Origin of the sequence: Futiania mangrovi (assembly GCF_024158125.1) — a bacterium.
In the GTDB taxonomy this organism is placed as follows: Bacteria; Pseudomonadota; Alphaproteobacteria; order Futianiales; family Futianiaceae; genus Futiania; species Futiania mangrovi.
The window spans coordinates 921,411-941,401 of sequence record NZ_JAMZFT010000002.1; the positions used below are offsets into that span (position 1 = coordinate 921,411).

At 67.9% G+C, this 19,991-nt stretch carries 20 protein-coding genes; 8 read left to right on the forward strand and 12 right to left on the reverse strand.

Translation table 11 applies throughout. The features are described from left to right. The first annotated feature begins 27 nt into the window (after positions 1-27). Together NJQ99_RS11270 and NJQ99_RS11275 are read left to right on the forward strand one after the other, a co-directional pair. Positions 28-1,377, forward strand: coding sequence for an acyclic terpene utilization AtuA family protein (locus tag NJQ99_RS11270; protein ID WP_269332929.1), 1,350 nt, complete (start codon positions 28-30; stop codon positions 1,375-1,377). Positions 1,378-1,392: 15 nt separating this feature from the next. Then, positions 1,393-1,752 carry an AtuA-related protein gene (locus NJQ99_RS11275; protein ID WP_269332930.1) on the forward strand — a complete coding sequence of 120 codons (360 nt, stop codon included), beginning with the start codon at positions 1,393-1,395 and terminating at the stop codon, positions 1,750-1,752. A 15-nt stretch (positions 1,753-1,767) separates the two neighbouring features. On the opposite strand, the gene NJQ99_RS11280 is transcribed toward NJQ99_RS11275, so the two are convergent. The 5 genes from NJQ99_RS11280 to NJQ99_RS11300 all read right to left on the reverse strand — a co-directional run bounded on the left by NJQ99_RS11280 (position 1,768) and on the right by NJQ99_RS11300 (position 6,743). After that, a complete protein-coding gene (locus NJQ99_RS11280; RefSeq protein ID WP_269332931.1) occupies positions 1,768-2,505 on the reverse strand; it encodes a pentapeptide repeat-containing protein in 738 nt (245 codons plus the stop codon). Between the two features lie 47 nt (positions 2,506-2,552). After that, complete coding sequence (gene ppk2 / locus NJQ99_RS11285) at positions 2,553-3,620, reverse strand: polyphosphate kinase 2 (protein WP_269332932.1); 1,068 nt, start codon at positions 3,618-3,620, stop codon at positions 2,553-2,555. A 116-nt stretch (positions 3,621-3,736) separates the two neighbouring features. Beyond that, positions 3,737-5,038, reverse strand: a complete 1,302-nt coding sequence (locus NJQ99_RS11290) for a TRAP transporter large permease (RefSeq protein WP_269332933.1) — start codon at positions 5,036-5,038, stop codon at positions 3,737-3,739. Between the two features lie 78 nt (positions 5,039-5,116). Next, a complete protein-coding gene (locus NJQ99_RS11295) occupies positions 5,117-5,647 on the reverse strand; it encodes a VOC family protein (protein WP_269332934.1) in 531 nt (176 codons plus the stop codon). A 25-nt stretch (positions 5,648-5,672) separates the two neighbouring features. Continuing rightward, positions 5,673-6,743: a TRAP transporter substrate-binding protein gene (locus tag NJQ99_RS11300; RefSeq protein WP_269332935.1), complete on the reverse strand. Its 1,071-nt coding sequence runs from the start codon at positions 6,741-6,743 to the stop codon at positions 5,673-5,675. 170 nt (positions 6,744-6,913) lie between these two features. Between NJQ99_RS11300 and NJQ99_RS11305 the strand changes: the two genes are divergently transcribed. The 4 genes from NJQ99_RS11305 to NJQ99_RS11320 all read left to right on the forward strand — a co-directional run bounded on the left by NJQ99_RS11305 (position 6,914) and on the right by NJQ99_RS11320 (position 11,122). Continuing rightward, complete coding sequence (locus NJQ99_RS11305; RefSeq protein WP_269332936.1) at positions 6,914-8,920, forward strand: alpha-ketoacid dehydrogenase subunit alpha/beta; 2,007 nt, start codon at positions 6,914-6,916, stop codon at positions 8,918-8,920. Then, entirely contained in the window at positions 8,917-9,678 is a 762-nt protein-coding gene (locus NJQ99_RS11310; RefSeq protein WP_269332937.1) for an SDR family oxidoreductase, read from the forward strand. Before NJQ99_RS11305 ends, NJQ99_RS11310 begins: the two co-directional genes overlap by 4 nt. Positions 9,679-9,701: 23 nt before the next feature. Next, a complete protein-coding gene (locus NJQ99_RS11315) occupies positions 9,702-10,229 on the forward strand; it encodes a TRAP transporter small permease (protein ID WP_269332938.1) in 528 nt (175 codons plus the stop codon). A 119-nt stretch (positions 10,230-10,348) separates the two neighbouring features. Continuing rightward, positions 10,349-11,122, forward strand: a complete 774-nt coding sequence (locus NJQ99_RS11320; protein ID WP_269332939.1) for an IclR family transcriptional regulator — start codon at positions 10,349-10,351, stop codon at positions 11,120-11,122. Positions 11,123-11,201: 79 nt separating this feature from the next. Here NJQ99_RS11320 and NJQ99_RS11325 read toward each other — a convergent pair whose 3' ends face one another. The 6 genes from NJQ99_RS11325 to NJQ99_RS11350 all read right to left on the reverse strand — a co-directional run bounded on the left by NJQ99_RS11325 (position 11,202) and on the right by NJQ99_RS11350 (position 16,943). Then, positions 11,202-12,302, reverse strand: a complete 1,101-nt coding sequence (locus NJQ99_RS11325; RefSeq protein ID WP_269332940.1) for a branched-chain amino acid ABC transporter substrate-binding protein — start codon at positions 12,300-12,302, stop codon at positions 11,202-11,204. A gap of 169 nt (positions 12,303-12,471) precedes the next feature. Beyond that, the gene (locus NJQ99_RS11330; protein WP_269332941.1) at positions 12,472-12,828 is read right to left on the reverse strand and encodes a DUF6867 family protein; all 357 of its coding nucleotides are present in this window, start codon (positions 12,826-12,828) and stop codon (positions 12,472-12,474) included. A gap of 11 nt (positions 12,829-12,839) precedes the next feature. Continuing rightward, positions 12,840-13,565 carry an ABC transporter ATP-binding protein gene (locus tag NJQ99_RS11335; protein WP_269332942.1) on the reverse strand — a complete coding sequence of 242 codons (726 nt, stop codon included), beginning with the start codon at positions 13,563-13,565 and terminating at the stop codon, positions 12,840-12,842. Continuing rightward, positions 13,562-14,578, reverse strand: coding sequence for an ABC transporter ATP-binding protein (locus NJQ99_RS11340; protein WP_269332943.1), 1,017 nt, complete (start codon positions 14,576-14,578; stop codon positions 13,562-13,564). Before NJQ99_RS11340 ends, NJQ99_RS11335 begins: the two co-directional genes overlap by 4 nt. Continuing rightward, entirely contained in the window at positions 14,578-16,026 is a 1,449-nt protein-coding gene (livM, locus tag NJQ99_RS11345) for a high-affinity branched-chain amino acid ABC transporter permease LivM (protein ID WP_269332944.1), read from the reverse strand. The genes NJQ99_RS11340 and livM overlap by 1 nt, the downstream gene beginning before the upstream one ends. After that, positions 16,026-16,943 carry an ABC transporter permease subunit gene (locus tag NJQ99_RS11350; RefSeq protein WP_269332945.1) on the reverse strand — a complete coding sequence of 306 codons (918 nt, stop codon included), beginning with the start codon at positions 16,941-16,943 and terminating at the stop codon, positions 16,026-16,028. The genes livM and NJQ99_RS11350 overlap by 1 nt, the downstream gene beginning before the upstream one ends. Before the next feature lie 246 nt (positions 16,944-17,189). On the opposite strand from NJQ99_RS11350, the gene NJQ99_RS11355 reads away from it, so the two are divergent. Then, on the forward strand, positions 17,190-17,789 hold the full coding sequence (locus NJQ99_RS11355) for a permease (protein WP_269332946.1): 600 nt from the start codon (positions 17,190-17,192) through the stop codon (positions 17,787-17,789). After that, positions 17,789-18,292 (forward strand): hypothetical protein, encoded by a 504-nt coding sequence (locus NJQ99_RS11360; RefSeq protein ID WP_269332947.1) that lies wholly within the window; start codon positions 17,789-17,791, stop codon positions 18,290-18,292. Before NJQ99_RS11355 ends, NJQ99_RS11360 begins: the two co-directional genes overlap by 1 nt. A gap of 5 nt (positions 18,293-18,297) precedes the next feature. On the opposite strand, the gene NJQ99_RS11365 is transcribed toward NJQ99_RS11360, so the two are convergent. Then, positions 18,298-19,947: an MFS transporter gene (locus NJQ99_RS11365; protein ID WP_269332948.1), complete on the reverse strand. Its 1,650-nt coding sequence runs from the start codon at positions 19,945-19,947 to the stop codon at positions 18,298-18,300. Positions 19,948-19,991: the final 44 nt, after the last annotated feature.

A 19,991-nucleotide genomic window follows, 5' to 3' on the forward strand; every position in this document is an offset into this window, starting at 1 on the left:
GCCCGGCGCGGGCGGGGAGCGGCGGCCATGACGATCAGGATCGGTTCGGGCTCGGCCTGGTGGGGCGACCGCATCTCGCCGGCCGAGGCCAACGCCGCGCACGGGCGTCTCGACTTTCTGTGCTTCGAGACGATGGCGGAGGCGACCGTCTCCGCCGCGCAGGTGCGCAAGTCCCGCGATCCGTCCTTTCCGGGCTACGACACCTATCTGGAGGACCGCTTCCGCGCGGTCCTGCCTCATTGCCTCGCCAATGGCACGCGCATCGTCTCCAACCAGGGCTGGATCAACCCGTCGGGTGCGGCCGAGAAGACGAAGGAGATCCTCGCCGGGCTCGGTCATGGGGACGTGAAGGTCGCAGCCGTCGAGGGCGCGCTCATCACGGACCGGATCGCGGCGCTTGCCGGGCCGATCCTGGAAACGGGCGGCAGCCTTTCCGAGATCGCGGGCGAGATCGTCTCGGCGGAGGCCTACATGGGCGCCGGGCCCATCGTGGAGGCGCTCGACAATGGCGCGCAGATCGTGCTGACGGGCCGCGTGGCCGATCCGTCGATCTTCCTCGCGCCGATGATCCACGCCTTCGGCTGGGGCCCGGACGAGGTGCAGAAATACGCCATGGGCTCCGCCATCGGGCACCTGATGGAGTGCGGCGCGCAGGTCACCGGCGGCTATTTCGCCGACCCCGGCTACAAGGACGTTCCGGAGCCGTGGAACTTCGCCTTCCCCATCGCGGAGGTGGAGGAGGACGGATCCGCCGTGCTCTCCAAGCTCGACGGCACCGGCGGGCGGATCGACCGGCGCACGGTGCTGGAGCAGATGTTCTACGAGGTGCACGACCCCGCGAACTACATCACGCCCGACTGCGTCGTCGACTTCACCAGCGCAACGATCGAGGAGGTGGACCCCGACCGGGTGCGCATCAGCGGCATCTCCGGCAAGCCGCGCACGCCGACGCTCAAGGCCTCCATCGGCGCGCGGGAAGGCTTCATCGGCCAGGACATGTTCTTTTATGCGGGGCCCGGCGCGCTCGCCAAGGCACGGCTCGCCAAGCGGGTTCTGGAGGAACGCTTCCGCATCGTGAACCTTCAGGCGGAGGACGTGCGCATCGACTTCCTGGGCGTCAACGCGATCCATGGACCGATGTCGCCGGAGCCCGACCCCGCGCACGAACCCTACGAGGTCTGCGTCCGCGTCGCCGCCCGCACCCGTACCCGCGCGGAGGCCGAGAAGGTGGGGCGCGAGGTCGACGGCATGGCGGTCTCCGGCCTCGGTTCGACAGGCAAGAGCGTGCCCTTCGGCGACCGCGTGCGCGAGGTGGTCGGCGTCTGGTCCACGCTGGTCGACCGCGCGGCGGTCACCCCCTCCATCCGCTATTTCTGACGGGAGGCGACGCCCATGCACGTATCCTTGCGCGAGCTTGCCCATAGCCGCAGCGGCGACAAGGGCAACACGCTCAACATCGCCGTCATTGCCTACGAGGCGGAGTTCTATCCGCACATCGAGGCGCAGATCACGGAGGAGGCGGTCGCGCGCCACTATGCCGGCGTGGTCAAGGGCAGGGTCACGCGCTACGCCGTGGACCGGCTGGGCGTGCTCAATTTCGTGTGCGAGGGGACGCTGGGCGGCGGCGTCTCGCGCAACCTCTGCCTCGACAATTACGGCAAGGCGCTGGCGAGCGGCGTGCTCACGATGACCGTCGAGATTCCCGACGACCTGGCACCCCGCCTGCGCTCGGCGCAGACGGCGACATCCTGACGGACGCGCCTGGCCTCACTCCTCGGCGGCGCAGGGCCAGCTTTCGGGCACGGACAGGCCGGGCGGCAGGCGGGTTTGCGCGTCCCCGCAGGCGATGTCGAGCTGCCCCTGCTCGAGGCCGTTCACGCCCGTCAGGTCCACCCCTTCGATCCGTGTCAGGAACAGGAAGGCGTGGCTGAGATCGATCCTGCCGGAGAGCTGAGCCTTGCGCAGGTCGGCGCGCGCCAGGTTGGCGAAGTCGAAGCGCACGTCCTTCAGGATCGCGCCGTCGAATACGGTCCGCCCCATCTCGGCCTTCTCGAAGTCCGCGCCGGTGAGGTCTGCCCCGCTGAAGTCGGTGCGCTGCAGCTCGGCGCTGCGGAAGTTGGCGCCCCTGGCGGAGAGACGCGAGAAGTTCGCGCGGTAGGCCTCCACCTTCCGGAAGTTCGCCTCGTCTGCCACGGAGCCGGCGAGCGAGGCACGCACCAGCGTGGTCTTTTCGAGGCTGGCGGACGTCAGCGTGCTGCCGCTCAGGTCCGTCAGCGTGAAGTCCGCGCCGTCGAGCTTCGCCCGTGCGAGGTCGGCGCCGCTCAGGATCAAATTGGTCCGGCTGCACTCGCTCCAGTCGATGCCGGGACGCGGCGCGCGCCTGCAATCTGCCGCCAGCGCCGGGCCGGCGCCTGCGGCCAGCGCCAGAACAGCAGCCAGACCTGCTGAAAGCCCCCACGCCGCCAGACGCGGCGCACCCGCGCCCTGCCCGCTCGCACGCTTCATTGGCTGCACGTCTCCTCCTCCCTCCCGGCAGGCGGACGCCGCCCTTGTCAGGCGTCGGCCGTGCTGCGCCGCAGGTCGGGGTGCAGCGCCTTGCCGAGAATATGCTCATCCCGATGAACCACGTGGGCGCATTCCCCGACGATGAGCGGATCGGGTGCCTGTGCCACCCGTGTATTCTTGCCCGGATAGTCGAAGGCGTCGAGGAAATGCAGCATGCAATTCAGCCGCGCGCGCTTCTTGTCGTCCGATTTCACGATGGTCCAGGGCGCATCCGCAGTATCCGTGTAGAAGAACATCGCCTCCTTCGCCTCGGTGTAGTCGTCCCAGCGGTCGAGGCTGGCGAGGTCGATGGGCGAGAGCTTCCATTGCTTCAGCGGGTCGGTGCGGCGCGCCTCGAAGCGGCGGCGCTGTTCCTCCCGCGTGACGGAGAACCAGTACTTGAACAGGTGGATGCCGGAACGCACGAGCATCCGCTCCAGTTCCGGCGTCTGCCGCATGAATTCCAGATATTCCGACGGGCTGCAGAAGCCCATCACCCGCTCCACGCCAGCCCGGTTGTACCAGGAGCGGTCGAACAGCACGATCTCGCCGGCCGTCGGCAGGTGCCGGATGTAGCGTTGGAAGAACCACTCCCCGCGTTCCGTCTCGCTCGGCTTCTCCAGCGCGACGACGCGCGCGCCGCGGGGGTTCAGGTGCTCCGTGAAGCGCTTGATGGTGCCGCCCTTGCCCGCGGCGTCGCGGCCCTCGAACAGGATGACGATCTTCTGGCCGGTGTCCTTCGCCCACAGCTGGAGCTTCAGAAGCTCGGCCTGCAGGGCTTCCTTCTTCGTCTCGTAGGGGCGGCGGCTGAGCTTGGTCGTGTAGGGATACTCGCCGTTCTCGAAACTGCGGCGGATCGCCTCCGGGTCATGCCGCAGCTTGCCGAGCGAGCGCCGGTGTTCCGCCGCGGGCTTCCCTTCGGCCGGCTGCTCCGCCGCGGCCGCGGCTTCCTCCGGGCCCGGCGCCTCCTCCGGCTGCACCGTTTCCGGTCCGGCTGCGTCCGCCAAGTTCCCGGGCGCGGATACAGGTTCCTCCAGGACGGCTGCCCCCGCCGCATCTCCCTTGCCCCCGGTCATGCCGTCCTCCCGTCTGCTTCATGGTGTCCCTGGCACACATGCAAGACCCGGGTTGGAGAAGGCGCCTTGACACACGTCAACTCGCGCGTGCGCGGCCAGAGCCGTGAGGGCAAGGGTCAGGGCAGGACGGCTGGCAACCAGGTCGCGAGGCCGGGGAAGACGAGCACGAGCAGAAGCCCGAACAGCAGCACGCCGACGAAGGGCAGGGCGCCCAGCGCGATGTCCTTGGTCGTGATCTCGCGCGGCACGACGCCCTGCAGCACGAAGAGGTTGAGCCCGACCGGCGGCGTAATCATGCCGATCTCGACCGCGATGGTCACCAGCACGCCGATCCAGACGGGATCGAAGCCCAGCTGCTTCAGGACCGGGAAGGCGAGCGGCAGGGTGATGACCATCATGGACGCGGGGTCCATGAGCGTGCCCAGGATCACCAGCAGGATCAGGTAGCCGATCAGCACGGTCCATGGCGAGACCTGGGCCTCCACGAGGACTGCGACCATCTCGTGCGCGATGCCGAGTGCGGAGATCACGAAGCCGAAGAACGAGCCGCAGATGATCAGCAGCAGGATCATCGAGGTTGTCTGGGCCGTCCGCACCAGGACGAGCGACAGGCCGGAAAGGCCCATCCCCTGCCGCGGCAGCGTCAGGATCAGCGCCACCATGGCGCCGATGGCGGCGGCCTCGGTCGGCGTGGCGATACCGCCGTAGATCGCGCCCATCACCGCGATGAACAGCAACACGATGGCCCAGATCCCCTTCAGCGCGGCGAAGCGGTCGGACCATGTGATGACCGTGTTCTCGATCGACACGGGCGGCGTGCGGATGCACGACACCATGACATAGAGCATCAGAAGCAGGCTGAGGAGGATGCCCGGGATGATGCCGGCGGCGAACAGGTCTCCGATCGATGTCTCGGTGATGATGCCGTAGATGATCATCACGACGCTGGGCGGAATGAGGATGCCGAGCGTGCCGCCCGCAGCCACGGTGCCCACCGCGAGGCGCTTGCTATAGCCGTGCTTCAGCATTTCCGGCACGGCGGTGTAGCCTATCGCCGCCGCCGTCGCCGGGCTCGACCCCGAGATCGCCGAGAACAGCGTGGCCGAGGCGACGGTGCTGATCGCCAGCGGCCCCGGCAGGCGGTTCATCCACTTGGTCGCCGCGAGGAAGGCTTTCTCCGCCACGTCGGACTGTGAGACGAGCCCCGCCATCAGTACGAACAGCGGCGCGACGATGAAGAGATGCGTGCTCGCGACATCGAACGAGATGCGCGCAAGCTGCATCAGCATGTGCGGGGTGAGGAACAGGTAGACCGCGACCGTCCCGGCAAGGCCCAGGCTGAACGCCACGGGCACGCCGATCAGGATGAAGCCGATCAGGATCGCGAACAGGGTCGCCCCCATCCAGTACCATTCCATGCGGATGCGCCTCGTCGAGCCATCGGGAAACGAAGCCCGGCCGCACCGCGCGGCCGGGCGCTTCGGGCAGAAGCCCGTTCAGGTGAAGGGCACCTCGGGCGCGTAGGGGTACCAGCGCTCCGGATCCGGGCGGCGGTAGCCCGGATAGGTCGGGCGTTCGACCAGCTCGAGGATCATCTTGAGCGGGCCGTCGGTCTCGACGTAGGCGAAATTGGTACCCTTGTAGCTGCCCTCCATGCAGGGCGGGCAGCCGCGCCGCTCGAACTCCGCGATGGCGTCTGCCATGGAGTCGCAGGTGTGGCGGACGAGGACGTGGTGCATCCCCTCGCCGTAGCGGTCCAGGAACTCCCGGTAGATGGACGGTCCCTCCAGCGGCTGGATGACCTCCCACATGAAGGAGCCGGTCCAGGCGAGCGCCAGGCGCATGCCATAGGCGACCTCCTTGCCGCGCACCTTCATGTTGGTGAGGTCCGGCGGGGCGTAGGTGTAGACCGCCCAGGGGCCGATGCCGGCCTTCTCCACGAAGTTCTCGATCGTCTGGTCGAGGTCGTTGACGACGACGCAGACCTGTTCGATCCCGTTCACCAGGCCCTTGGGCGGGTCCATCATGTCCGTGTCTCCCCCTGGCGCGGTGTCAGCACGGGTTGTTCGGGCCGATCGACGGCTTGGCCGTGACCCGCTTGCGGTAGGAGTCCACGATCTTGATGATCGCGGCGCCGTCCGCGGAAACCTCGCCGCGGATGCTGTCGATGACCTTGTCCATCGCGCCGACGAGACGGGCGAACTCGGCATCGCTCGGCGTGCAGAACTTCGCGCCCTTGGCGGACAGGTCCTCGATCACCGCGGCCAGGCGGTCGTTGGTCTGCTGCGCGGCCCAGGTGACGATCTCGTCACCCGCATCCTGCATGATCTTGCGGTCGGCTTCGGAGATGCGGGACCATGCGGCATCGCTGACGTTGATCGTGCCGAACGCGATCGAGTGGTCGATGCGCGTGATCTGCGGCGCGACTTCGAAGAGCTTGAGCGAGTTCACGCCGTTGTAGACCATCAGCGTGCAGTTCGCCGTGCCGCGCTCCAGAGCGGTGTAAAGCTCCGCCGGCGGGATCACGACCGGGCTGCCGCCCCAGGCCTTGATGCTTTCCGCCTGCCAGCGGCCCGCCGCCCGCACGAGCGCGCCGTTCCACTGCTCCGGCCCGGTCAGGAACCGGTCGCTGCAGGTCAGCGGGTTCGGCAGGATGATCGGGGTGGCCGACACCACCTGGCTGCCATGCTTTGCGTAGATGTTGGCGACGTGCGGCTTCACCTCGCGGTGGAAGGCGGCGAGCCCCTCTGCGTCCAGCGGGAAGCTGAACGGAATGTCCAGCACGCCGAGGTCGATGATGTCGCCGGAGACATAGGGCGTGAACTGGACCGCCACGTCGACGACGCCGTCGCGCAGGCCGTCGAGCGTCTTGTTGCCGACCAGGCTACCCGCCCAGTGATAGCGGAAGTCGATGCGGCCCTCGGTCCGCTGCTTGACGAGGTCCGCCCAGCGCAGCAGCACCTGGGAAGAGAAATCGGATTCCGGAAAGACGGTCGTCGCCTGAAGCGTCATCTGCGCCTCGGCATCGGCCGCCTGCCATCCCAGTGCGACCGCCGCCGCCAGCGCGGCAGCGCCCGCCGTCCGGCGGAGACCCGATACCCAATTTCCTGCGCCATGCACCATGTGATTGCCTCCCTCTTGCATGTGCCCGATGTCGTTGTGACAGCTTGCAGATTTCGTTATTTTGAAGATAACTATTCTATATCGAAAAATTGCTGTCAATCGCAGGGCCGCGGGCCACCGGGCCAGGGCGATGCAACGACAGGCAAAAAGGGGGGAGGGATGAACGCGGCATGACGACCACGGCCGAACGTGCATTGCGCAACCGGGAGCTTCCGGCGGAGGATCTGGAAGCGATCTACCGGACAGCCCTGAAGATCCGCACCTTCGAGGAGCGCACCGCCGAACTCTTTGCCGAGGGGCTGGTGAAGGGCACCGCGCACAGCTATGTGGGCGAGGAGGCCATCGCCTCGGCCGTCTGCCGGAACCTGCGCAAGGACGACTACATCGGCAGCTATCACCGCGGCCACGGCCACTGCATCGCCAAGGGCGCGCAGGTCGACCGCATGATGGCGGAGCTGATGGGCAAGGCCACGGGCTATTGCGCGGGCCTTGGCGGTTCGATGCACATTGCCGACCTCAGCCTCGGTATCCTCGGCGCGAACGGGATCGTCGGCGCGGCCATGCCGCTGTGCACCGGGGCGGCGCTGGCCGCCAAGCTGAAGAACACCGGGCAGGTCGCGGTCGCCTTCTTCGGCGACGGCGCCTCGAACCAGGGCATCTTCCACGAATCGCTCAATCTCGCGTCGGTCTGGAAGCTGCCGCTGATCTTCATCTGCGAGAACAACCAGTACGCACTGACCACGTCCTACCGCGCGACGACGGCGATCGACCGGGTGGCGGACCGGGCTGCGTCCTACACGATGCCGGGCGTGCAGGTCGACGGGAACGACGCGACCGACGTGGCCTTCGCCATGAAGGAAGCGGTCGAGCGCGCGCGCGCCGGCGAGGGGCCGACGCTGATCGAGGCGCTGACCTACCGGTGGGGCCAGCACTCCATGCGCGCGAACCTGCGCGACCCGCGCCCCGACGAGGAGCAGAAGCACTGGCGCGACCGCGATCCCGTGAAGGCGCTGGAGGAGGCGCTGCTCGCCCGCAAGATCTACACCGCCGCCTCGGTCGAGGAGGCCCGAAAGGAGGCGAAGGCCGAGATCGAGGCCGCAGTCGAATACGGCAAGGCGAGTCCGGAGCCGAGCGCGGAACAGATGATGGCCTCGGTCTACGCCCCGCACCCGGTCGCGGTCGAGCCCGCCTCGAAGGGCACCCGCGAGATCGGCTTCATCGAGGCGCTGAACGAGGCCATGCACCAGGAGATGGAGCGCGACGGCGACGTCATCGTCATGGGCGAGGACGTGGGCCTGACGGGCGGCATCTTCGCGGCGACCAAGGGTCTCGCGGAGCGCTTCGGCCTCGACCGCGTGCGCGACACGCCGATCTCGGAAGCGACCTTCGTCGGCTGCGGCGTCGGCGCGGCGATCGCCGGGCTGCGGCCGGTCGTCGAGATCCAGATCTTCGACTTCGTGGCGCTGACCATGGACATGCTGGTCAACCAGGCGGCCAAGTTCCGCTTCATGCTGGGCGGCGGGCCGAAGGTGCCGCTGGTGATCCGGGGCCCTCAGGGTGGCGGCATCCGCATGGCGGCCCAGCACAGCCAGTCGCTGGAAGCCTGGTTCACGCATGTGCCGGGCCTCGTCGTCATGGCGCCGTCGACGCCCTACGACGCCAAGGGCCTGCTCACGACCGCGATCCGCGACGACAATCCGGTGATCTTCCTCGAGAGCAAGCTGCTCTATGTCTCCGGCGGCGGCCCGGTGCCGGAGCAGCAGTACGCCATCCCGCTCGGCAAGGGCGACGTGAAGCGCGAGGGGACCGACGTCACCGTGGTCGCGACCATGGCGATGGTGCCGCGCGCGCTGTCGGCGGCCCAGCAGCTGGAGCGCGAGGGGATCAGCGTCGAGGTGATCGACCCGCGCACGCTGAAGCCGCTCGACGAGGAGCTGATCCTCTCCTCGGTGCGCAAGACCAACCGCCTCGTCATCGCGCACGAGGCGTGGACGCACGGCGGCTTCGGGGCGGAAGTGACCGCCATTGTGGTGGAGAAGGCGTTCGATTGGCTGGATGCACCCATCGTCCGCGTCGGCGCGCCGGATGTGCCCATGCCCTACAATGACGAGCTGGAGCGGAGCGTGATCCCGTCCCAGGGCCGCATCGCGCAGGCCATCCGGGAGGTGCTGAAATGAGCGGGTGGAGCAAGGGCGCCGTCGTCGTCACCGGCGGCAGCCGCGGCATCGGCGCGGCCATCGTGCGGGGGCTGGCCGCGCGCGGCGTGCCCGTCTGCATCAATCACCGCGACAGCGCGGCGGATGCCGAACGGCTGAGGATCGAGGCGGAGGCGATGGGGGCCGAGGCCTCCGTCATCAAGGCAGACATTGGCAGTGAGGCCGACATCGTCGCCCTGTTCGAGGAGGCGCAGCAGCGGCACGGACGGCTCTGGGGCCTTGTCAACAACGCGGGCTTCGTCGGCCAGGCCGGCCGCCGCGTGGACGAGGCGGACGCCCGCGTGCTCGAAGCATCGTTCCGCGTCAACGCCATCGGGCCGATCCTCTGCACGCGCGAGATGTTGCGCCGCATCTCCACCCGGCACGGCGGGCTGGGCGGGCGCATCGTCAACATCTCCTCCATCGCCAAGCGGACGGGCAGCCCGAACGACTGGGTGGACTATGCCGCATCGAAGGGCGCGCTCGACACGTTCACGCTGGGCGTGGCGCGCGAGGTGGCGACCGAGGGCGTGCAGGTGAACGGGGTGGCACCGGGGCTCGTCGCGACCGAAATCCATGCCCGCGCCGGCGCGCCCGACCGGATCGAGCGCATGTCCGCCGCGGTTCCGATGAAGCGTGCAGGCACGCCGGAGGACATCGCCGACGTGGCGATCTGGCTGCTGCTCGAGGCGCCTGACTATGTGCACGGCACCACCATCGACGTGGCCGGCGGGGTCTAGGGGCAGAAGGGGAGGAAAGCCGCATGAGGGCACTCGCGGAACGCATCCACGCCGTCCTGTCCGGCATCAACACCGGCTTCATCATGCTGTCGGGCTGGGGCATCCTGCTGATCACTGTGCTGACCACCTACAGCGTGACGATGCGCTATGTGTTCAACGCGCCGGACATCTGGACCTATCCGCTGTCGGCGTACATCCTCTGCTTCGTGGTGTTCGCGTCGCTCGCGCACACCCACCAGGACGGGGTGCACGTCCGCGTCGACTATGTCCTGCAGATCCTGCCGCGCCCGCTCGCCATCCTGCTCAGGATCGTGGGCGACGTTGCCTCCTCGGTCTTCCTTGCGCTCTTCGCCTGGTACATGTGGAAGCTGCTGGACGAGACGATCGCACGCAACCGGGTGGACGAGACGACGCTCGGCCTTCCGCTGGTGTTCATCCAGTGGATTCTCCCGCTGGGCGCGGGGCTGCTGCTTCTCACCCATCTTGCGCTCGCCTTTCGGGCGGCTGCAACGGGGCGCTACGGACGGGAGGAGGGCGGGCCTGCCCACTAGGCGGCTTCGGAACGGGTTCGGCGGCAGTCGCCCATCGTCCGTGTTGACGCGGCCGCGCGAACCGGCCCAATTACGCGGATGTGTGCCGTGCGGTGCGGCCAGAGCAGGGGGCGTATCCAATGGCAGAGAAGACGGCGGCAGGTCCGGTCAAGACGGCGGCGCGCACGCTAGACGTGTTCGAGGCGTTCAGGGCCGCGGGCGAGCCCCTGTCGCTCTCGGAACTGGCCGAGCGGATCAAGTCCCCGATCAGCAGTTGCCACGCTCTCGTCAAGACGCTGCAGGCGCGGGGATATGTCTACACGCTCGACCAGCGGCGTCACATCTACCCGACCAAGCGGCTGCTGGAGGTTGCAACCGACATCGCCCGGCGCGACCCGCTGGTGCGCAGGATCACGCCGCTGATGACCCGCTTGCGCGATGCGACGGGCGAGACCGTGCTGATGGGCAAGCGCCAGGGCGACGGCATCATCTATCTCGAGGTGGCGGAGGGCACGCACACGATCCGCTACACCGCCCATGCGGGCGAGACCAAGCCGCTGCATTCCAGCGCCATCGGCAAGGCGGTTCTGAGCCTGCTGACGGAGGCCGAGATGGAGCGGTTGCTGGGCAAGCGGCTGTCGGCGCCGACGCCCAACACGCTGACCGATGTCGCCCTGCTCAAGGCCGACATCGCCGAGGGGCGCGCGCGCGGCTGCTTCATCACGCGGGGCGAGAACGTCGCCGACGTCATGGCGCTCGGCATCGTGCGCAAGATCGCGGGCGAGACGCTGGGATTCGCGCTGGCCGGCCCGATCGCGCGGGTGGAGCAGAATTACGACCGTTATCTCGCGCGCGTCATGGCGTTCGGGGAGGAGCTTTCGGCTCTCGACAGGACGGTGTCACAGGTCCGCTGAGACGGCCGGGCGGAAACGGGAAAGGCCCGGCGCGGATGGTCCGCGCCGGGCCTTGCCGTTCACGGGCGGATGCACCCGATCAGTTGTTGTAGTAGTCGTACTGGCCGCTCTTCCACTCGTACATGACGTAGCCCGGCAGCGTCACGTCGCCCTTGTCGTCGAAGTTCAGCGAGCCGAGAACCGTGGTGAAGGTGCCCTCGTCGAGCGCCTTCACGACCGGATCGAAGTCGGTCGACTTCGCCGCGGTCACGGCCTGCGCCCACGCCTGGATCGCGGCATAGGTGTAGAGCGCATAGCCTTCGGCGGTCTTGCCGGCAGCGAGCAGCGCGTCGACGACCGGCTTGGCGTCCGCGCTCTTGCGCGGGTCGGGGGAGAAGGTCATCAGCGTACCTTCGCCGGCCGCACCGGTGATCGCCCAGTACTCGTCGGTCACGAGCGCGTCGCCCGACACGAGCACGGTGTTCATGCCCTGCTCGGCCATCTGCCGCTTCATCAGGCCGGCTTCGGTGTGGTAGCCGCCGACATAGAGCACGTCGATGCCCTGCTGCTTCAGCTTGGAGACGAGCGCGGTGTAGTCCTTCTCGCCGGCGGAGTAGGATTCCACCAGCGCCGCCTTGCCGCCCGCCCGCTCATACGCGGCCTGCGTCGCGTCGGCGAGACCCTTGCCATAGGCCGTCTTGTCGTTGACGAAGGCGATCTTCTTGCCGGGGAACTTGTCCATGAGGAACTGTCCGGCGACGTCGCCCTGCTGGTCGTCGCGGCCGCAGACGCGGAACACGCCCGGTCCGGGGCGGTTGTCGGTGAACGCCGGGTTCGTCGAGGCCGGCGAGATCTGGACGATGCCTTCCTCGTTGTAGACCTGCGACGCCGGGATCGACGAGCCGGAGCAGAAGTGCCCAGCCACGAACACGACGCCCTGGCCCGCGAACTGGTTGGCGACCGCCACGGCCTGCTTCGGGTCGCAGGCGTCGTCGCCCACCACCAGCTTCAGCATCTCGCCATTGACGCCGCCCGCCTTGTTGATGTCGGCGACCGCCTGCTCGGCGCCGGCGCGCATCTGCTCGCCGAACGAGGCGTACTGGCCCGTCATCGGGCCGGCCGTGGCAATGACGATCTCGGCCCATGCCGCGCCCGTCATCAGAAGGCTGAGGGCTGCCCCAGCCATGAGTGCCTTTTTCATCCGTGTCTCCCTTTCAACACAAAAAGTCCGGCATGGCGATTCCAGCGTTCTAGGCTCTTGTCTGGCCTTTCTTGCATCCGGTGCCAGCCCGGAATCCCGCCCTGCTTGCGCGGTATCAAATCCCACTTTTCCTTGGAAATAAAGCCCCTGCGCTGAGCCGCGCGCCCCCTCAGCCCTTGCGCGCCCAGCCCAGCGGGCCCGCGCGCCGGTAGGCGAAGGAGTATTGCCGCGCCATCTGTCCGGCCCGCGTCACGCGCTTGCCGATGAAGGCGATCGCCAGCAGGACGCACAGGTCGACCACGTAGTAGTGCAGCGACAGGAGCGTGCCGGAGAACAGCGCGAAGTGGATGAACCGCGTTGCCGCCGCGAGCAGCACCATGTAGGCGGCAAGCTGCAGGTTCGTCGACCAGGAAAGCGCCACCGCGCGCCCGGTCAGATAGGCCGCCCCGCCCGCCAGGATGACGGTGACGAAGATGAATTCCGCGAAGCTCACTTCCCAGAGCAATGCGTTGTCGTGCTCGATCATCGTGCCGCCTCCTAGTGACGCCCGCCTTCGAGATAGGCGGCGCGAACCTCCTCCCGCTTCAGAAGCTCCGCGCCCGTGCCGCTCATGGTGATGCTGCCGTTGACCATCACATAGCCGCGGTGCGCGAGCTTGAGCGCGTGGAAGGCGTTCTGCTCCACGAGGAACACGGTCAGCCCCTCGTTCTCGTTCAGCTCCCGGATCGCCTCGAAGATCTGCTTCACGATCAGTGGGGCGAGGCCCAGCGAGGGCTCGTCCAGCAGCAGGAGTTTCGGCCGGCTCATCAGCGCGCGCGCGATGGCGAGCATCTGCTGCTCACCGCCCGAGAGTGTGCCGCCGCGCTGGCCGATCCGCTCCTTCAGGCGGGGGAACAGCTCGAACACGCGGGCGAGGTCGTCGTCGAACCCGTCGCCGTCGAGCAGACCCGCGCCCATCTGCAGGTTCTCCATCACCGTCATGCGCGGGAAGATGCGCCGGCCTTCCGGCGACTGCGCGATGCCGAGGCGCATGATCTCGTGCGTCGGCATCTGGGTGATGTCCCGGCCGTCGTAGACGATCTGGCCGTTGCGGGCCCGCGGGTCGCCGCAGACCGTCATCATCAGCGTCGACTTGCCCGCGCCGTTCGCGCCGATCATGGTCACGATCTCGCCCCGGTGCACGTCGAGGTCGACGCCGCGCAGCGCGATGATGTTGCCGTAATAGGTCTCCACGCCGCGGATGCTGAGAAGAGGCTCGCTCATGCGCCCGGCCCCTTTCCGCTGTCGCCGTCATGTCCGGCCTGGTGTTCGGCGATGTGATGGATGTCTTCCTGCACCTCGGGCACGTCGATCTCGTCCTCGTCCTCCACGCCGAGATAGGCGGCGATCACCTTCGGATCGTTGCGCACCTGCTCCGCCGTCCCGTCGGAGATCTTCACGCCATAGTCGAGCACCACGACATGGTCGGAAATCTCCATCACCACGCTCATGTCGTGCTCGATCAGCAGGACCGAGGTGTCGTGCGCGTCACGGATGAGGCGCAGCAGGGCGTTCAGTTCCGCGGATTCGCGCGGGTTGAGGCCCGCCGCCGGCTCGTCGAGGCAGAGAAGCTGCGGATCGGTGCACATGGCGCGCGCGATCTCCAGCCGCCGCTGCGCACCATAGGGCAGGCTCGCTGCCGCCACGTCGGCCCGGTCGAGCAGCCGCACCTGTTCCAGCCAGTGGACCGCCTTGTCGATCGAGGCGGCCTCCGCCTTGCGGAACCCGGGCAGGCCCAGGATGCCGCCGATCGTGTAGCCCGAGGCGACCATCAGGTGGTTGTGCTGCGCGACCAGCAGGTTCTCCAGCACCGTCATGCCGCCGAACAGCCGGATGTTCTGGAACGTGCGGGCGACCTTCGCCTTGTGCGAGATCTCGTGGTCCGGCATCCGCTCCAGGAGGTAGACCCCGCCCGGTCCTTTGCGCTGCCAGCGCAGGCCGCTTGCGGTGACCTCGCGCACCGCCTCCTCCTGCCGGCCGGGGCCGTGGCGCATCACGATCCGCCCCTCGGTCGGCTTGTAGAATCCGGTAACGCAGTTGAAGACGGTCGTCTTGCCCGCGCCGTTCGGTCCGATGAGCGCGGTGATGTCGCCCCGGCCCACGTTGAAGGACAAGTCGCCTACCGCGACCAGCCCGCCGAAGCGCATGGTCAGATGCTCGACGCTGAGGATCGGGTCCGCATCCCAGCGCGCCACGCCGGTGCCTGCCGGCATCGTCTCGTTCGCTGCCGCAGCCATCAGTGTCCCTCGCCCTGTGCAACCATGTCGGCGCTGATCTTCTTCTTTTCCTTGTAGACGACCGACGGCTCCCGCGTGGACACGAGACCGCGCGGCTTCCACACCATGATGACGACCATGGCCAGGCCGAAGATCAGCATCCGGTACTGCACCGGATCGAAGCCCGGGCCGAAGATCGCGGTCATGAACTCCAGGTTCCGCAGCAACTCGATCCCGCCGATCATCGCGATGGAGGCGATCACGACGCCCATCTGCGAGCCGAGACCGCCCAGCACCACGATCGCGAGGATGATCGCGGACTCGAGGAAGGTGAAGCTCTCCGGCGAGATGAAGCCCTGCCGCGTGGCGAAGAAGGAGCCCGCGAAACCGCCGAACATTGCGCCGATGGAGAAGGCCGTCAGCTTGGCGTTGCGCGTGTTGATGCCGAGCGAGCGGCACGCGATCTCGTCCTCGCGCAGCGCCTCCCACGCGCGTCCCACCGGCAGGCGGCGCAGGCGCATGGTGACGACGTTGGTGATCAGGGCGAGCACGAGAATGATGTAGTAGAGATAGACGAAGCGGTGGATCGGGTCGTAGCCGAAGCCGAAGAACGCACCCACGCTGTTCTCGCCCCGCCCGACCTCGAGTCCGAAGAAGGTCGGCTTCGGAATGCCCGAGATACCGTCGGGCCCATTCGTGAACTCGTACCAGTTCAGCAGCACGACCCGGATGATCTCGCCGAACGCCAGGGTGACGATGGCCAGATAGTCGCCGCGCAGCCGCAGCACCGGGAAGCCCAGAACCAGGCCCCAGATCGCCGCCAGCACGCCCGCCAGCGGCAGCGCCGTCCAGAATCCGAAGTCGAAATAGTAGGCGAGCAACGCGAAGGAATAGGCGCCCACCGCGTAGAAGGCGACATAGCCGAGGTCGAGAAGGCCCGCGAGTCCCACCACCACGTTCAGGCCCCAGCCCAGCATGATGTAGGTGAGGATCAGGATGGCGAGGTCGATGAACTGCCTGTCCTTCTGCGGAAACAGCGCCATGAAGAAGAACGGCAGGATCAGCGCGAAGACGAGCAGCGCGCGCTTCGTCCAGCGTCCGGCCGCCGCCAGCGCCTCGCCCGAACTTTCCTTCTTCGCCTTCGGCGCGGGCGCAGGCGCGCGCTTGAACACGAAGAGGTTGAGCGCGAGCCTGCCCCCGAACACCACCAGGATCGAGACGATCCAGGCGCCCCAGCGGGTCGTGATCTCGAGCCCGCCCGGCTCGATATCGGTGCGGATTCCGATGAAGAAGACGCCGAGCACGCCCACGAGGAAGGCGGCGATGGCCGCGTCCTTCAGGGATGCGGCGAGCGTGCCCGGCCCGGCGTCCGGCGGCACCAGCCGCTGGCGGCCGCGCTTCTCGCGCTCGATCTGCTCGCCGACGGGCGTGAACTCGTCGGCCGATTCCTGCGTCCCGATGGAGGCCATCAGACCTTCTCCACTTCCGGCTTGCCGAGCAGACCCGAGGGCAGGAAGATCAGCACGATGGCAAGGATCGAGAAGGCGGCCACGTCCTTGTATTCAATCGTGAAATAGGCCGACCAGAACACCTCGATCAGGCCGATCAGCAGGCCGCCCAGCATGGCGCCCGGCAGCGAGCCGATGCCGCCGAGGACGGCCGCGGTGAACGCCTTCACCCCGGCCAGGAAGCCGATGTAGAAGTCGATCACGCCATAGAGCAGCAGGAACATCAGGCCCGCGACCGAGGCGAGGCCCGCCCCCATCACGAAGGTCAGCGAGATCGTGCGGTCGACGTTCACGCCCAGCAGCGCGGCCATCCTGCGGTCCTGCTCGCACGCACGCTGCGCGCGTCCGAGCGAGGTCTTGGAGATCAGCAGCGTGAACCCCGCCATCAGCACCAGCGTGGACACGATGATGATGATCTGCATGTAGGAGAGCTGCACGACCATGTGGCCGCTGTCCATCAGCGTGAAACCGCCCGGGATCTGGGGCGGCAGCGGCTTCACCCGCGCGCCCTGCGTCACCTGGACGAAGTTCTGCAGAACGATCGACATGCCGATGGCGGTGATCAGCGGGGCGAGCCGGAACGACCCGCGCAACGGCCGGTAGGCCAGCCGCTCCACCGTCCAGCCCCAGGCCGAGGTGAAGATCATCGACACCACGAGAACGAGCAGAAGCACGATGGGCAGGAAGGTCACGCCCGCGACCGTCGTCAGGATCAGGAACACCGCCAGCGCGATGAAGGCCCCGATCATGAAGATGTCGCCATGGGCGAAGTTGATCATGCCGATGATGCCGTACACCATCGTGTAGCCGATGGCGATCAGCCCGTAGATCGAGCCGAGCGTCAGCCCGTTGATGAGCTGCTGAACGAAATATTCCATGCGATGCCCGTCCCCCTGGAGTGACGCCCCTCTGGCACGCCTCTGACCCTTGCGCGTGTTCCGTCTTCCCGCGTATCGCGCGACTCGGGATTTAAGCGCAAAGCGCGGACCATGTCCCCGAAAAATTTGCGCAAAATGACTCCTGGGCCGGCCGGGTACCGTCCGGCGCGCAAGCCAGCGATGCAACCGTTTCCTCTCCGCCTCGCCTCCGGAATGGGGTAGCCAATGCCAAGGACGTTTTGCCGGATGGAGACGGGCGTGGCGGCAGGAAAGAGCGGCGAGGATAGCGGACCGGCAGCAGCGCGGCGCGGGCGGGTCGACCGCGGCATCCTTGTCTATGCCCTGCTCGCGCTGGGCGCGGGGATCGCCTGCCTGGCGCTGAAGGGACCGGCGGAGACGATGGTGGCGATGGCCGACAGTCTCGGCCTGCTTGTCTCGATCGTTCCCCTGGTCATCGGCGGCGTGCTGATGGCGGGCTATGCCCAGCACCTGATGAACCGCGAGAAGACGAGCCGGTGGCTCGGCGGCGCCTCCAGCCTGCGCGGCCTGACCGTCGCGACGGTCGCGGGCGCGCTGACGCCGGGCGGGCCGTTCGCATCCTTCGCACTGGTGCTGGTGCTGCACCGGGCGGGGGTCGGGCTTCCGCTGCTCGTCACCTATCTGACCTCCTGGTCGGTCCTCGGCGCAGCCCGCGTCATCGTGTGGGAGATCCCGCTGCTCGGCTGGGACTTCACGGCGCTGCGCCTGCTCGTCTCGCTGCCGCTGCCGTTCGCGGCGGGGCTCATCACGGCCGCGATGCAGCGCAAGTTCGCCGGCTACCGCTTCGCCGAGGCGGGGGAGAGCTGATGCTCGGGGCGCTTTTGTTCATCTATGGCCTGCTCGGCGCGGTGGCGCTTTATGCCCACATGCGCCGCGGTCCCGAGGTCCACGCGGAGGCGGCGGGTACGGCGCTTGCGCAGCTGAAGCCGCTGGCGCTGCGGATGCCGCTCGCCATGTTGCTCGCGGGCTTCCTGTCGCATCTCATCCCGCCCGAGATGATCGTCAGCAGCGTTGGCGCGGAGGCGGGCTTGCGCGGTATTCTCGCCGCCTCTCTCGTGGGTATGCTGATGCCGGGCGGGCCGATGGTGACCTTTCCGGTGGTCATCGTGCTGTTCCGCAACGATGCGGGCGCGGCCCAGATGGTGGCGCTGCTCACCTCCTGGGCGGTGCTGGCCGGGCACCGCGTGCTGGCCTTCGAGGCGCCGCTGCTCGGCTGGCGTTTCGTCGCCCTGCGGCTCGTGCCCAGCCTGCCGCTGCCGGTGATCGCGGGACTTCTGGCGCAGGCGGTGCTCGACGCGCGCCTCGGCTGAAGCGGCTATTGCGTGCTGGCAAACCGGCTCGCGCGCACGACGGCGATGGTCAGCAGGGGCGCGGCGAGGCCGATCAGCGCCACGGCGATCAGCAGCCAGCCAAGCTCGCTGTAGTCCGCCGGCACCTCCAGCGCGCCGGTTGCGCGGTCGCGCACCTCGCGGGTGACGAGGAAGACCTCGTTCAGATAGCGGGTCAGCAGCGCGCTCGCCGACAGCGCGAGATTGGTGAAGGACGCCATGACCGCGAAGAAGGTGGCCTTCAGGTGCTCCGGCGCGTTGCGCGCGATCCAGGCGAGCATCGGGATCATCGCGACCTGACCGAGGGGGGATTCCAGCGCCGTGTCGATCAGCGCGATAAAGTGCGCGTCCACGACGCCGCCGGTCCACGCCGCCGTCCACTCCTGCACGCCGTAGTAGAGCCCGATGTTCGGCAGCGACAGCACACCCGCCGCCACGGTCAGCAGCGCGACGATCCAGGCGATCGACCGTTCCGCCATCAGCGGGCGCAGCACGACGAGGCCGATCAGCGCCAGCACCGACGTGATGAGCGACAGGACCGAGAGGAACCGCTGGTCGAAGCCCAGCACGTCGATCTCGAACCAGGTCTGACCGGGGCCGGGCAGGGGCATGGCGCGGAAGACGAAGATGACGATGGCGGTTCCGACGAGCGGCGCGCGCAAGGCCGGCTCAAGCTCGAGCAGCAGCCGGTGGATCAGGAAGAGCACGATGGCCATGGACCCCGCGAAGATGATCTCCTGCGCGTGCGGCACCTCGCCCACGCCCATTGCAAGCGTGAAGGCCACGAAGACGGCGCTGCCGCCGAGGATCCACCAGTTGGGTTTCGCCGCCTCCTCCGGCGCGAAGAGCGCGGCCTCGATGCGGGTCTCGTCCACCCCTTGCGCCCGCAGTGCCCGCGCCCGGCGCCGCAGCGACAGCGCGCCGAGCGTGACGCCCGCGATGGAGATCACCGGAATGGCGAGCGCCATCAGGTAGATGTCGGCGTAGATCGCCGCCTTTTCCGCTTCCGCCATCTCCGCGACGCCCTGGAAGAGCGTGATGTTCACGGCCGCGACCGCGACCGTGCCGGAGATGATGGCGAAACGGCCGAGCGTCTGCATCGTCGTGTGCATCGCCTTCATCTCGGCCTCGGAGAAGCGGTTGCCCGCCGCGTCGAGCACCGGCACCGCCTCGACCGTCATGGCATCGGCCACCACGTCCTGCAGCACATAGCCTGTGGGCGCTAGAAGGGCGGCGATCACATACCATGCCTCCGCCGGCATGATTGCCGTCATCGGCGCGGTGTAGGCGATCAGCGCGTACATCACGAGGACGCTCGCCGCGATCAGCGCAGCCCCCGCCCAGACCAGCAGCGCCTTCCACCGCCACACGAGGTCGACGAGGTGGCCGAGCGGCATCTTCAGCGCCCAGGGGATGCCCGCCCAGAAGCTCAACCCCGCGAGAAAGGCTGCGGAGAAGCCCAGATAGTCCTTCACGAAGAAGGTACCGACGATCGCCGTGAGACCGGAAACGCCCGCCGCGACATAGACCATCAGCGGCGGCAGGTAGGACCAGCGCATCTGGCGGGCGAGGTCGACGAAGGTCACGTCGACCCACGCGGCCAGACCCCGCGCCGCCGTTTTCAGAACCTCGCCCATGCACGTCTCCGCCCGCGCCGCGCCATGGACGCCATGGTCGCGCG